The sequence below is a fragment of the Mycobacterium yunnanensis genome (assembly GCF_025823185.1).
GTDB lineage: Bacteria > Actinomycetota > Actinomycetes > Mycobacteriales > Mycobacteriaceae > Mycobacterium > Mycobacterium yunnanensis.
The window spans coordinates 297,593-309,219 of record NZ_JACKVK010000009.1 but is presented as its reverse complement, the minus strand read 5'-3'; the positions used below and the strand labels follow the sequence as shown (position 1 = coordinate 309,219).

Annotated in this window: 12 protein-coding genes and 1 tRNA gene; 7 read left to right on the top strand and 6 right to left on the bottom strand. The window is 67.8% G+C overall.

Annotation, left to right across the window (positions count from 1 at the left end; genetic code table 11):
• Nucleotides 1-39 precede the first annotated feature (39 nt).
• The 4 genes from H7K45_RS18475 (at nucleotide 40) to H7K45_RS18460 (ending at nucleotide 4,941) form a co-directional block, all read left to right on the top strand.
• Nucleotides 40-558: a tRNA adenosine deaminase-associated protein gene (locus tag H7K45_RS18475; RefSeq protein WP_263997346.1), complete on the top strand. Its 519-nt coding sequence runs from the start codon at nucleotides 40-42 to the stop codon at nucleotides 556-558.
• On the top strand, nucleotides 548-1,006 hold the full coding sequence (locus H7K45_RS18470; RefSeq protein WP_263997345.1) for a nucleoside deaminase: 459 nt from the start codon (nucleotides 548-550) through the stop codon (nucleotides 1,004-1,006). Before H7K45_RS18475 ends, H7K45_RS18470 begins: the two co-directional genes overlap by 11 nt.
• A gap of 119 nt (nucleotides 1,007-1,125) precedes the next feature.
• Nucleotides 1,126-1,216: transfer RNA gene (locus H7K45_RS18465), tRNA-Ser, on the top strand.
• Nucleotides 1,217-1,479: 263 nt separating this feature from the next.
• Entirely contained in the window at nucleotides 1,480-4,941 is a 3,462-nt protein-coding gene (locus H7K45_RS18460) for an Ig-like domain-containing protein (RefSeq protein WP_263997344.1), read from the top strand.
• Between the two features lie 32 nt (nucleotides 4,942-4,973).
• Here the strand turns inward: H7K45_RS18460 and H7K45_RS18455 are convergent, their stop codons facing one another.
• Nucleotides 4,974-5,588 (bottom strand): TetR/AcrR family transcriptional regulator, encoded by a 615-nt coding sequence (locus tag H7K45_RS18455; protein WP_263997343.1) that lies wholly within the window; start codon nucleotides 5,586-5,588, stop codon nucleotides 4,974-4,976.
• An 86-nt stretch (nucleotides 5,589-5,674) separates the two neighbouring features.
• On the opposite strand from H7K45_RS18455, the gene H7K45_RS18450 reads away from it, so the two are divergent.
• Nucleotides 5,675-6,037: a DUF1330 domain-containing protein gene (locus H7K45_RS18450; RefSeq protein ID WP_263997342.1), complete on the top strand. Its 363-nt coding sequence runs from the start codon at nucleotides 5,675-5,677 to the stop codon at nucleotides 6,035-6,037.
• An 11-nt stretch (nucleotides 6,038-6,048) separates the two neighbouring features.
• Here the strand turns inward: H7K45_RS18450 and H7K45_RS18445 are convergent, their stop codons facing one another.
• The 3 genes from H7K45_RS18445 to H7K45_RS18435 are packed head-to-tail and all read right to left on the bottom strand — an operon-like array spanning nucleotide 6,049 to nucleotide 7,884.
• On the bottom strand, nucleotides 6,049-6,603 hold the full coding sequence (locus H7K45_RS18445; RefSeq protein WP_263997341.1) for a cytochrome b: 555 nt from the start codon (nucleotides 6,601-6,603) through the stop codon (nucleotides 6,049-6,051).
• Nucleotides 6,593-7,663: a catalase family peroxidase gene (locus tag H7K45_RS18440; RefSeq protein WP_263997340.1), complete on the bottom strand. Its 1,071-nt coding sequence runs from the start codon at nucleotides 7,661-7,663 to the stop codon at nucleotides 6,593-6,595. Before H7K45_RS18440 ends, H7K45_RS18445 begins: the two co-directional genes overlap by 11 nt.
• Nucleotides 7,664-7,677: 14 nt before the next feature.
• Entirely contained in the window at nucleotides 7,678-7,884 is a 207-nt protein-coding gene (locus H7K45_RS18435) for a hypothetical protein (RefSeq protein ID WP_263997339.1), read from the bottom strand.
• Nucleotides 7,885-8,025: 141 nt separating this feature from the next.
• Between H7K45_RS18435 and H7K45_RS18430 the strand changes: the two genes are divergently transcribed.
• Together H7K45_RS18430 and H7K45_RS18425 are read left to right on the top strand one after the other, a co-directional pair.
• On the top strand, nucleotides 8,026-8,754 hold the full coding sequence (locus H7K45_RS18430) for a response regulator (RefSeq protein ID WP_263997338.1): 729 nt from the start codon (nucleotides 8,026-8,028) through the stop codon (nucleotides 8,752-8,754).
• On the top strand, nucleotides 8,751-9,926 hold the full coding sequence (locus H7K45_RS18425; RefSeq protein WP_263997337.1) for a sensor histidine kinase: 1,176 nt from the start codon (nucleotides 8,751-8,753) through the stop codon (nucleotides 9,924-9,926). Before H7K45_RS18430 ends, H7K45_RS18425 begins: the two co-directional genes overlap by 4 nt.
• Here the strand turns inward: H7K45_RS18425 and H7K45_RS18420 are convergent.
• Both H7K45_RS18420 and H7K45_RS18415 read right to left on the bottom strand, forming a co-directional pair.
• The gene (locus H7K45_RS18420) at nucleotides 9,894-10,550 is read right to left on the bottom strand and encodes an SGNH/GDSL hydrolase family protein (protein WP_263997336.1); all 657 of its coding nucleotides are present in this window, start codon (nucleotides 10,548-10,550) and stop codon (nucleotides 9,894-9,896) included. The two genes, H7K45_RS18425 and H7K45_RS18420, sit on opposite strands and share 33 nt — an antisense overlap.
• A complete protein-coding gene (locus H7K45_RS18415) occupies nucleotides 10,547-11,626 on the bottom strand; it encodes a threonine aldolase family protein (protein WP_263997335.1) in 1,080 nt (359 codons plus the stop codon). Before H7K45_RS18415 ends, H7K45_RS18420 begins: the two co-directional genes overlap by 4 nt.
• Nucleotide 11,627: the final 1 nt, after the last annotated feature.

Genomic DNA, 11,627 nt, shown 5'->3' with positions numbered 1-11,627 from the left:
CTGGTCAAAAAGCCTGAGCTGGGACTAGCGTTGACTTCCATGGGAGCACAGCGGGCGCAGGCACGGAACCAATCCGTAGATCTCCCGGACGGATTCGGCCTCGCGGTGGTTCGCGAAGACGGCAAGTGGCGGTGTTCCCCGTTGCGCCGCGGTGCCCTGGCGAACCTGGCCGACGCCGAGACGGAGTTGCGGGAATTGCGAAGTGCCGGGGCGGTGTTCGGCTTGCTCGACGTGGACGACGAGTTCTTCGTCATCGTGCGGCCCGCACCCGGCGGCGCCCGGCTGTTCCTGTCCGACGCCACTGCCGCGGTGGACTACGACATCGCGAGGCAGGTACTTGAAAAGCTGGGCGCCGACGTCGACCCCGAGGACCTCGAAGACGACGACCCCTTCGAGGAGGGCGACCTCGGGGTGTTGTCGGACATCGGGTTGTCCGAGGGCGTGCTGAGCATCATCATCTCCGACGACGAATACGCCGACGAGCAGCTGTCGCGCATCGCCCAGGAGATGGGGTTCGGCGACGAGATGTTGGCGGTGCTGGACAAGCTTGACCGGTGAGTCCGACGCGGCCCTGATCCGCCGCGCACTGGAGGCGGCGTCGGCCGTCGGACCCCGGGACGTGCCAATCGGTGCGGTGGTGGTGGGCCCCGACGGAGTCGAACTCGCGCGTGCGGCCAACGCGCGAGAAGCCCTCGGTGACCCGACCGCGCATGCGGAGATCCTGGCGTTGCGCGCGGCCGCCTCGGTGCTCGGCGACGGGTGGCGGCTGGAGGGCGCGACGCTCGCGGTCACCGTCGAGCCGTGCACCATGTGCGCCGGCGCGCTCGTGATGGCACGCGTTGCCCGAGTGGTGTTCGGGGCGTGGGAACCGAAGACCGGTGCGGTCGGATCCCTGTGGGACGTGGTGCGTGACCGGCGGTTGACCCATCGGCCGCAGGTGCGCGGAGGTGTACTGGCCGAAGAATGCGCGGCCCCGCTGGCGGAGTTCTTCGCCGGGCAGCGCTAAGCGAGTGTCCTGCTCGCCGAGTGTGGGTCTCCTGGCGACCCACGGGCCCAAAAGTCGCCAGGAGTCCCACGGTCGGCGGCGATTAGGGGCCGCGCCGCGTTGCCGGTAAGCTGCCTCCCGGTGGCGTGTCCGAGCGGCCTAAGGAGCACGCCTCGAAAGCGTGTGACGGGTAACCCCCGTCCGAGGGTTCAAATCCCTCCGCCACCGCCATGAACCGCCCTCCTGCTCGTGCAGGCAAGGGCGGTTCGTCGTTAGGGGTCAGCCGTTTGCACCGATCCATCACAGACGGTGCGTGCCAACGTCTTAGCCAGGGGTTTGACGGTTGTGCAAATAGGGTTTCCCCCGATTCCCGTTTGCTCCCCGAAGGTTAGCTTCAGTCTCACCGAAAGCGTCGGCGAGGACGCCGACCGCGGTCTCTGGGGGGAGCCATCGTGGGTCATGCGAAGTATGTCGGTCGAGTGGGCGCTTTGGCCGTGGCTCTAGGCATCGGTACCGCGGTCGTCACCGCGCCGGGCATCGCCTGGGCCGACGAGACGGGCAACGCCAGCAGCGACGGTCCGACGAGCACCGGATCGGACTCCGATGGGCCGAGCACCGCCAACGGCGCTGCGCCCGCGGGCACTCCGGCGTCCAGCGAGAGCGGCACCGACGGTACCGGCAGCGTGACCACGACCATCGTGACCACGCAGGAGGGGTCGACCACGACCACGGTGGGTGGCGGGACGTCGGGTCCATCCGTGACCTACGGAAGTTCGACCAACACCGGCAGCATCGGCGGCACCACGGCCGAGGACACTCCGCCGCCCACGCCGTCCACCGAGAGCGCGACGACTGTGGCCGTGACTCCGACACCCACGCAGGAGGCAGTGGATCCCACGACGACGGTCGCCACTCCCATCCCGGTGACGCCGACTGTCGAGGCACCGCCGGCCGGTGCGGAAGATCGACCCGGCGTCGCCCCGGAGAACACTCCCGCACCGAGCAACACGGCGACGGGCACCCCGACGGCCGCACCGCCGGACCCCGCCACCTCGGGCGCTCCTCGCGTCTACGAGGCCCGAGTGGCCGACCTGGACACGGGCGCGACCCCATTGCCGTCGAACACGTTGCAGGACAATGCTTTTAGCGCGCTGGCTGCCCCAGAACTACCGGTCCCGACGGTGCCGCAGCCCACCTTGGCGGACACGGTGCTCGCGCTGCCGGGCACGATCATCTCCGCAGCACTGAATCTCATCTCGGCGGCGCTGGCTCCGCTCATCGGCCCGGGTGCGCCCGTCGACAATCCCGTCTTATGGGGAGTGCTGGCATTCGTCCGCCGCCAGTTCGCTCAATCCTTCGCCAACTCGACCCCGGTGCTGGCCCCGCGGCAAACCAGCCAGGATCTCGACGACAGCCAGGTGCACGGAACATTCGGCGGTAGCGACGCAGACGGCGACACCCTCACCTACACCGTCCCGAGTACTGGCGTGGGCGCCCCCGCTCACGGCACGGTCAGCGTCGACCAGGCCAGCGGCACCTACACCTACACGCCCGCCGCCGGGTACGTCGGTGAGGACTACTTCTTCGTAACCGCGAGCGACGACACGGGCGGGTTCCACACCCACGCCCTGGGGCAGACCCACACCGCCGCCGCGCGGGTGGACGTCACGGTGACACCGAGCACCGCCCCGGTCAACCACCCACCGGTAGCGGGCACCGACTCCTTCACCACCGACGAGGACACGGCGTTCAGTGGATCGGTGCTCGGCAACGATTCCGATCCTGACGGCAACCCGTTGCACACGGTCTCGGAGACGAAGTCCACGAGCGCAGGCGGGACCGTCATCATCAAGAACGACGGCACCTTCACCTATACGCCGAAGGCCGACTACAACGGCGCCGACGGCTTCACTTACACCGTCGACGACGGAACGAACACCGCCAACGGCTCGGCGCTGGGCACGGTCACCATGACCGTCGTACCCGTCAATGATGCGCCGACGCTGTCGGTGGTTACCGAGCCGACGGGTGCAGCCAACGGTGCGGTGAAGATAACCATCTCGTACGGCGACGTCGACGACGCCACCCTCACCACGACCACTTCGGTTCCGCTGCACGGCGATTATGCCGCTTCCCCCGACGGCCCGGTGATCACCGACCTGGTGGTCGGCACGCACACGGCCAGTTCCCCGCAGGGTGCCACACCCGTTGTCGCCTACTACATTCCGGATCCAAGCCGTCCGGGGACCGAGACGCTGTCCTTCACCTTGACCGACGCCGCGGGTGCGTCGGTGACCAAGAATGTGGTCATCGAGGTGGTCGCACCTCCGAGCGAGCCGGAGAATCAGGCGCCGACGCTGTCGGTGGTCACCGAGCCAACGGGTGCAGCCAACGGTGCGGTGAAGGTGACGCTGACTTATGCCGAGCCTGACGAGGATTTGGTGACCGGCTACATCTCGACCCCACTTCATGGGAACTTGTACGCCGATGCCGCCGGTTCGATACCGGTCCTCACCGGTGTCACCAGTGCTCCGTTCCCGGGGACGTCGGCGGCCATCACCCAGAGCTTGTACTACATTCCCGACCCAACTCGTCCTGGGACGGAGACGTTGTCGTTCACGTTGACCGACGACTCGGGTGCGTCGGTGACCAAGACGGCGGACGTCGAGGTGGAGGCGGGCCCGAGTGATCCGGCCAGTCAGCCGCCCACAATCACGGTCGTCCGCACCGACAATGCCGACGGAACGGTCACCCTGGCTGTCACCGTGGCCGACGCCGACGATGACGCCGGTAACCTGTTTATCGCAATACGCGACCACGGCACCCTGTCCGTAGGCAATCAGCCCCTGCCCGACACCGTCACCGGCGGCGACATCACCCTGTCAAACGGGGCGGTTACAATCCCCTTCACATACACGCCAGACCCCAGCAAGCCCGGCGTTGAAACCCTTACCTTCACCGTTACCGACCCCAGCGGCAAAACGGCAAGCTACTCCACGCAAGTCATCGTCGGCGCGCCAGTCCTATTGCTGGGCAACGTCTTCACCCCAGTCCCCAACATCGCCTACTACGATCTCGCGGTCATCGGGGATCGCATCTACGTGCCGACCTATGACAACAAGGTGGCCGTCATCGACAGGATGACCGGCCAATTGATCGGTGATCCGGTGCCATTCGCCGACGGCCCGAGATCGGGCTTCGCCGTCACCCCCGACGGAAAGCTGGCGTTGATCACCACCGACGACGACGAGGACGGCCCCCAGGGTCTGCAAATTCTCAACCTGCAGACCGGAGCCACGACATTCGTCGCTACCGACGACGGCCCACAGTGGGTGACGGTGAACGAGGCCGGAACGAAGGCCTACGTCTCCAATACCTTTGGCGGGACGGTGACGGTCGTCGACCTCACCGGCGCGACGCCGACCAAGCTCTTCGACATCACGGGAGTGTCCGACCCTGAGGCTGCGGTCGTCGTCGGCAACAAGGTCTACGTGACCAGCTACTCCGGTGAGAGCGTGCTCGTCTACGACGCGAACAGTGCGGGTGCCGCATTGGACGAATACGACGTCGGCGGCCCCGCATGGGCAGTCGATGCCACACCTGACGGCCGCTTGGTCGTGACCACCGACGGCAACATCGCCGTCATCGATCCAAGCGACGACTCAGTGGAGATCCTGACGCTGCCTGACGGCTGGGTGGGCGGCTACGGCATCGCGGTAAGCCCGGACGGAAAGCGGGCCTACGCCACGGTCAATCAGAACGACGACGATGGATCCTTCGTGAAGTCGGCCGTGCTCGTCGTCGATCTCACGACCAACAGCTTCGCCGGTGGCCCGGTGCTGATAGGTACGAGCGGCACGTGGGGCGTTCGGGTCAGCTCGGACGGCGTCGTCTACGCCCTCCTGGGCGACGGCTCCATCGCCCCGCTGACGGAGTTCGACTCGACCGCTGTGTGATTCAGCGGGCTCATGGGCCCCGAGCGTGTCGATCAGGAGTGTGGTGCCGCCAAGCTGCGCGCCACACTCCTGGCCACGTCGGCGGAGAACTCCGCGACCGGGACGTCGCGCGCGGTGGAGAACAGCATCATCGCCGTACCCCGCAACTGGCCGATCAGGGTGACGGCGGCGAAGTGCGGGTCGACGTGCTTGCCGATCGAGCCGTCGTCGAGCCCCTGCCGCAACTGCTCGACGAGGAAGTCGCGGAACCACGCGTCGCGCTCGGCGAAGAGCGGGGCGAGTGACAGTTCGGCGCCGGCGGACTCGGCCCACAATTTGAGGAACGCCTGGGAGCGGGCCGGGCGGTCGTGCATGCCGTTGAGGTAGGCCTCGACGAACTGGCTCAGGCGGCCCAGGCCCGTCGGGGCGTCGGTCGGCACCTCGAACTGCTGGGTGTGCTCGATGAGCTCGGTCAGCAAGCGCGCCTTGCTGCCGAAGTGGTGGTTGACGATGCCTCGGCTGTACCCGGCGGCCTCGCCGACGGCGGCCAACGACGCCGCCCGAGACCCGTGCGCGGCGACCAGGGCGGTGGCGGCGTCGAGCACGCGGCGTCTGGTCTCGGAGCGGCGCTCGGCCTGCGTGCGGCGCTCGGGTCGCGCGTCGGTCATCGGGTCATCATCGCTCACGCGTGGGCCGTGTCGGACCCCTGGTTTATGTTGTGTGTCGTCCAGCAAGTAAATTGAAAGGAAATCCCATGCCCGTCTTGACTGCCTTCGATCTCGATCGATTCCTCGAGGCCGACCCGGATGCTCCGGTCGTGATGCTCAACCTCATCCGGTTCGCACCCGGGGGGCGCGACAAGTACATGCAGTACATCGAGCGGTTCTCCACCTCGGGGGTCAACGAGCGCTACGGCGTCACGATCGTCTACGCCGGGGATGGGCATCGGTCTCTCGTCGCCGACGGCGCCGACTGGGATCTGGTGGCACTGGTCGGCTACCCGAGCCGCAGGCACTTCGTCGACATGGTCAACGATCCGGACTACCAAGAGTTCGAGCACCTCCGCGCCGAGGCCGTCGCCACCGCCGTCCTGCAGCCCACCAGTCCTGCGTTGTGACGGGCGGGAAGCTAGCGGCCCAAGCGAATCGTCATGCGGCGCAACAACCCGTCGCGCAGGCCGAGGGTGTGGAACACGACCGCGCAGATGTGCGCGGTGAAGGTCGCGAACAACAGATACGCCAGCACGGTGTGGGCGATTCGGAGCGCGGCGTAGACGGTGACGCCGTGCGGCGCGATGCCGGGCAGGTGCACCGGTCCCACCAGTGTGACCGGCACGTCGGACGCCGAGACCAGCGCCCAACCCACCAGCGGCTGAAGTATGAGCAGGGCATACATCAGGCGTTCGGACCACGTCGCGACCTTGCGTTCCAGCGGACCCATCGTGGTCAGGAACGCCGGTGGGTGGTGGCGCATCCGGTTGATTAGCCGCACCACCGCGAAGACCAGGATCAGGATGCCGACGGCGCGGTGGACGGCCAGCAGCAGTGGGTAGTACACCAGCGCCGCCACCAAGGTGACGCCGATGAAGAACTGACTGATCACCATCGCGGCCATCGACCAGTGCAGCAGCCGGGAGACCAAGGTGAACTTCGGTGGTGCTGCTGCGGGGGCCTCAGTGGTCATGGTTCACCTTCTCGACGTCGACTTCGCTGGGAGACTTGGGTTCTCGCGTGCGTCGCTCGAAGGAGCGGGCGTAGACCGCCGATCGCGCCCGCGGCAGCGGATCGTCCGAGGGGCCCAAGCCCTCGGGCAACACCATCGGGTCGAAGTTGACGTCGCGGGCGTTGCCGGGTGCCTCGGTGTGCACCGCGTCGATGGTGAGGGTGCCGACCTCGACGGTGCGCCGGTCGGCTGGCCACGGCAGCGTGGCGTCATGCGTCGGGTCACCCGGTTGGGCCACCGTCAGCATCAGCCGCCAGCTCACCGGTCCGCGATCCATCCGCTCGATGAGGTCGTCGAACAGGTAGTCGTGACCGGCTTCGGGAGTCGCCGGGCCGGGTGGATCCATCGGCACGACGGTCCACCGCACCGGCACCGACGATCCGGCCCCGTTGGTCGCGATGAAGGCGTTCAGACCGTGAAATGTGCTGTTGGCGAACCCCGAACTGGGCGGCGTCGCCTTGATGACCTTCATCGCCGCGGCCGTCTCGGGATGCCGCGCCAAGAAGTCGTTCATCACGCTCGGCACGGGCTTGCCGGTGGCCGGGTCGGGCTTGCCCGCCAGCAGGCGGTCGAAGAAACCCTGCGGCGTGCTGTCGGTGAACACCGGGACGTTCACCATCGCCGTGCGCCACTGGCCTTCGCCGGGCAGATCGAACCGCACGCCAAGTCCACGCACCGTCGCCGGTTGGTCGGCCACGTCGGGCAGGGTGCCGCCCAGGGAGAACCGGGCGGTCACCGGCACGGTGGCGGCCGCGAAGACCGCCGCCTTCGACACCTCGGTGCCCGCCCCGTTGCCGGTGAACGTGCCCGTTGCGGCCAACCCCTTTGCGTGATTGCGCCGAAACCCGTTGTGCCGTCCGTAGAGCTGTTCGAAGCGGTCGGTGAACCGCGATGAGGTCAGACGTTGCGGGTTCAACCAGCCGGAGGCCTCGGCCACGCCGCCCGCGCCGACCGCGAGAACGGTACCTGCGGCGGCGAGCCCGACGAGGGCGTCGCGTCGGTTCAGTCGGGGGTTCGGCATCGCTGTCAACTCCTTCAGAACGGCAGGTCGAGCGAACCGCTGGTCGTGTCGAGTTCGTCGTGGTTGGAAGTCTGCAGGTTCAGCGTGCTCTTCACCTGCGGAGTGGGCCCGAAGGGCAGCAGCGGGCTGGTGTCGGCGCTTGCCACCGGGCTGAAGGCCAGTGCGGCGGCGACGGCGCCGACGACCAATCCCGGGACGATGCGCTTGGCGGTGATGAACATGGCCTGTCTCCTCGTGGGTGGTGCCCGGTCCGAGCCGGGGTGACTACACCCTCGGGTATCGAGACGACGGTTCCTTGGATCGTTTCTGAAGATTCGTTGACGATCGCGATCCCGGCATTTCGGCCGGTGCATCATGGAGACGTGACCGACCCGAACTCGACGCCGAGTCGTCGCGCCCTCATCGTCGACGACGAAGTGGCCTTGACCGAAGTGGTCGGCAGCTACCTGAGGCGCGAGGGCTTCGAGGTGCACGCCGCACACGACGGTACCGACGCGCTGTCCCTCGCCGGCAGCGTCGACCCCGACGTCGTGGTGCTCGACGTGGGACTACCCGGCATGGACGGTTTCGAGGTCTGCCGCCGGTTGCGCATCTTCTCCGACGCCTACGTGTTGATGCTGACCGCGCGAGACACCGAGGTCGACACCGTCGTCGGACTGTCGGTCGGTGCGGACGACTACATCACCAAGCCGTTCAGCCCACGGGAGCTGGTGGCCAGGATTCAGGCCATGTTGCGCCGGCCCCGTCGCACGTCACGTGATATCCCCGGGATGGCCGAGGCGGAGCGGCCAGCACGTCGGATCGGTGATCTGTGCATCGACGTCGAGGGTCGCGAAGTGCGCGTCGACGATTTCGAGATCGTGCTCACCCGAACCGAATTCGACCTTCTCGACGCGCTGTCGTCGCGGCCGGGGAAGGTTCTCGGCAGGCGACAGCTCATCGAATTGGTGTGGGGGGACACCTGGGTGGGCAGCGAGAACATCGTCGACGTGCACGTCGGTCATCTGCGCCGCAAGCTCGGTGACGATCCGACCAAGTACGTCACCACGGTTCGGGGTGTGGGTTACCGGATGGGTAAGGGGTCCGCATGACCCCCGCGGAGCCGATGCCCGGCGCGTCCCGCCACGGCATCAGAACACGGCTGCTGGCGGTCAACTCGGTGGTGATCGTGTCGAGCTTCCTGTCGGCCGCGGTGGTCGCCGCCCTCGTCGGGCCGCCGATGTTCACCCGGCTGATGAACGAAGCGGTGAAACCTGGTGCCAGAGGCGACCACCCGTATCAGCGCGCGTTCGAGAAAGCCACCGCCGCGTCGCTCGGGGCGGCGCTGCTGGTGTCGATGCTCGCCGCCCTGGCACTGAGCTGGTACCTGAGTCGGCGGGTCTACCGATCGGCGACCGAACTGGCCCACGCGGCCACCGTGATTGCCCAGGGGCACTACGACTTTCGGGTCAGCCCACCAAGATTGGGCAGGGAGTTCGACGAGATCGCCGTGGCCTTCAACACCATGGCGGCCAGTCTGGGACGCGTCGAGCACGGCCGCAGGCAGATGCTGGCCGACCTCGCACACGAGATGAGGACCCCCGTCTCGATCGTCGACGCCTATCTCGAAGCCCTCGAGGACGGGGTGAAGACGCTGGACGCCGACGCCATCGCGGTGCTGCGCGACCAGTCGCGCCGGTTGACGCGGCTCAGCAAGGACGTCGCCGCACTGTCCGACGCCGAACACCAGGCTCGCACGATCGACGCGCGCTGCATCTCGATCGCGCAGCTGATCGCCACGGCGACGACGGTGTGGGAGCCTCGATACCGAGCCAAGGGCGTCACTCTGGAATCGACGACGCCCGACGACCTGCCGACCGTGTGGGCCGATCCCGAACGCCTCGGGCAGGTGCTGGCCAACCTGTTGGACAACGGGCTGCGCTACACGCCCAGCGGCGGCACGGTCACCGTCCGCGCCGCCGCGACCCGCGACGGGGTGACGATCGTGGTGTCGGACACCGGACAGGGCATCCCGGCCGAACACCTGCCGCACGTCTTCGACCGCTTCTACCGCGTCGACGAGGCCCGTGACCGGGTGCACGGCGGTGCGGGCATCGGTTTGGCCATCGCCAAGGCGCTCGTCGACGGACACGGCGGCACCGTCAAGGCCGACAGCCCCGGGTTGGGGCAGGGCAGCACGTTCACCGTGTCGCTGCCGCGGGGTGTGGAGCAGGGGCCGTCTCCCGCTCCGTCACACCATGATTCGACGTACCTCGTCGGCTAGGGCCACACCCAGGTCGCGGTTGTTGGGCTCGGTGAAGTGCACGCCGTCGCTGCCGTCGGTGGTGATCACCGAACCCGCGTCGAAGAACGGGATCTTCATGTACGCACACAGCGCTCGGTAGGCCTCGGCGAGCCGCTGCGACTTCTCCAGCCCGCCGTCGAAGGTCATCTGGAACCAGGGGTCGGGTATCGACCCCAACGGCGGTGGCGCGACGACCAACACCTTGGGCGCCGGGTAGACGGTGCCGACACCGCCCGCCGAGCCGAGGACCTGCGCGGCCAGTACCGACATTCCGGTGGCGATGTCGAACGGCGTCCGACGGAAATAGGCCTTGGTGTCGTTGGTGCCCAGCATCAGGATCACCAGGTCCAGCGGCAGGTGACTGGCCAGTGCCATCGGGAGGTGCGCTGCGCCGTTGAGCCGCGGATCGGTGGGGTCGTCGACGTTCGTGGTCCTGGCGCTGAGGCCCTCCTCGATCACGGCCCAACCGTCACCGAGGGCCGCGGCGAGCACTCCGGTCCAGCGCACGTTCGGGGCGAACCGCGTCGTGGGCGCGGTGCCGTCGGCGGGCACCCAGCCCCACGTCAGCGAGTCACCGAAGCACATCACCGTCTTGACCGTCATGACACCAACGTAGTTGGCTCCTGGGCCATTTCCTCCCGGATCGCGGTGACGAACCCGTCGACGTCGGCCTCGGTGGTGTCCCACGAACACATCCAGCGCACCAGTCCGGCGGCACGATCCCAGTCGTAGAACCGCACGCGTTCGCGGATCCGGTCGGCGGCCGCGTTGGGTAGTCGGGCGAATACGGCGTTCGCCTCGGTGGCCTGACTGAAGGACAGCCCGTCGACGGGATCGGCGTCGAACGCGCCCCGGAGCCGCGCCGCCATGGCGTTGGCGTGCTCAGCAGAGCGCAGCCCCAGGCCGTCGGCGAACAAGGCGAGCAGTTGTGCGCTGGTGAAGCGCATCTTGCTGGCCAGCTGCATGCTGAGCTTGCGCAGGTACGGCATGCCCTCGACGCGCGTGGGATCGAAGACGACGACGGCCTCGGCACCCAGCAACCCGTTCTTGGTGCCGCCGAAGCTGAGCACGTCGACCCCGGCGTCCGAGGTGAACTCCCGCAGCGGCACGCCAAGCGCGGCGGCCGCATTCCAGATGCGCGCGCCGTCCATGTGCACGGCCATGCCGTGCCCGTGGGCGAAGTCGGCGATCGAGCGCACCTGTTCGGGGGTGTACAGCGTGCCGAGTTCGGTGGTTTGGGTGATGCTGACGGTCAGCGGCTGCGCGCGGTGCTCGTCACCCCACCCCCAGGCCTGCGTGGCGATCGACTCCGGGGTGAGCTTGCCGTTCGGCGTCGCCACGGTCAGCAGCTTGAGGCCGCTGACGCGTTCGGGTGCGCCGCCCTCGTCGGTGTTCACGTGCGCGGTGTCGCAGCAGATCACCGCGCCCCAGCGCGGCATCATCGACGTCAGGGCGACGACGTTGGCGCCGGTGCCGTTGAACACCGGGAACGCCTCGGTGGCGTCGCCGAACTCCGCCCGCAGGACCTCCTGCAACCGCGCGGTGTAGGCGTCACCGCCGTAGGCCACCTGGTGGCCGCCGTTGGCTGCGGTCAAGGCGTCGATCACCTCGGGATGGACGCCGGCGTAGTTGTCGCTCGCGAAGCCCCGGTATTCGGTGTCGTGGAGGGTGTCGACCATA